Genomic DNA, 1,187 nt, shown 5'->3' on the forward strand with positions numbered 1-1,187 from the left:
GCGATGGTGTGCGGGCAGGAGATCAGGGCCAGGATCGCCCAGATCCTGGCCCTGGCCGCGGCCCCGGCACCGGCCCCGAGGTGGGCAGACGGCCTGTACACCTGCACCTATCACCTCCCCGGCGGGTCCCTGGTGCTCTCGGTGCGGGAGTCTGCGGACCCGGCCGCCGCCCGCGCCTGGACCCGGGACGCCGCGCGGGCAGTGGGGGCGGCCCCGATTGAGGGGCTCGCGAACCTGGGCCTGCCGGGCTACCAGAGCCGCACGGGTACCGTGGTCTTCGCCAAGGACAGCTTCACCCTGACCGTGGACGCCACGGGAATGGGAGAGCCGGTCGGGCCCGAGGGGATCTCGCGGCCTTCCCTGGCCTACCAGATCGCCACCGACGTGCTGGCCTGCTGGAGCGAATGAAGCCGAACCAATCCGGGAGCCGCCCGGCGCCGAATGCTCCATGTCGGACTGCTCCTGGGCCCGGCGACCGGCGCCTCGGGCATCCGGGGACGCAGAACGAGCATTCAGAGGAGAACACGGTCATGAAGAAGTCTGCACTCCTATTCGCCCCGGCCCTCGCCCTCGGGGCACTGGCCCTGTCCACGGGCCCGGCCCTGGCCGCTGACGGCACCACGTTCCAGGCGAACCTGGCCTCCATCAACGGATCCAATGCCTCCGGCACCGCGATGATCACCCTGAACGGGAACCAGGCCACCGTGACGGAGAAGGTCACCGGCCTGGCCGCGACGTTCAACGGCAAGCCCTACCCGCACGTCCAGCACATCCACATCGGCGCCAAGGGCACCTGCCCCGGCCCCTCCGCTGACACCAGCGGCGACGGCGTGATCAGCACCACCGAGGGCGCCCCGTTCTACGGCGGCATCGGCACCACCCTCTCGACCAGCGGGGACACCAGCCCTGCCGCAGGCACCGACCTGTCCGTGGCCGGGATGGGTTCCTCCTTCACCTACCAGCGCACCATCACCCTGGACGACAAGACCCTGGCCTCGCTCAAGTCCGGCACCGCCGTCGTCGTCGTCCACGGCCTCGACCCCGCAACCCTGCCCGCCGCGGCCCAGAACGAGCCCAGCGACCTCGTGCCCTCCCTTCCCCTCGCGGCGACCTCACCGGCCCTGTGTGGGACCCTGACCGCGATGCCCGCCGGCGCCCCCGGCACCGGCATCGCAACCCCAGCCCAG

At 71.8% G+C, this 1,187-nt stretch carries 1 protein-coding gene and 1 pseudogene; both read left to right on the top strand.

Translation table 11 applies throughout. The features are described 5' to 3' along the window. A pseudogene (locus tag ACLN58_RS22395) lies at positions 1 to 408 on the top strand (hypothetical protein); the annotation flags it as partial. Between the two features lie 122 nt (positions 409 to 530). Then, on the top strand, positions 531 to 1,187 hold a 657-nt coding region (locus tag ACLN58_RS22400; RefSeq protein WP_415857407.1), incomplete at its 3' end, for a hypothetical protein.

The organism is Sinomonas sp. G460-2, from assembly GCF_047759905.1.
Classification (GTDB): domain Bacteria; phylum Actinomycetota; class Actinomycetes; order Actinomycetales; family Micrococcaceae; genus Sinomonas.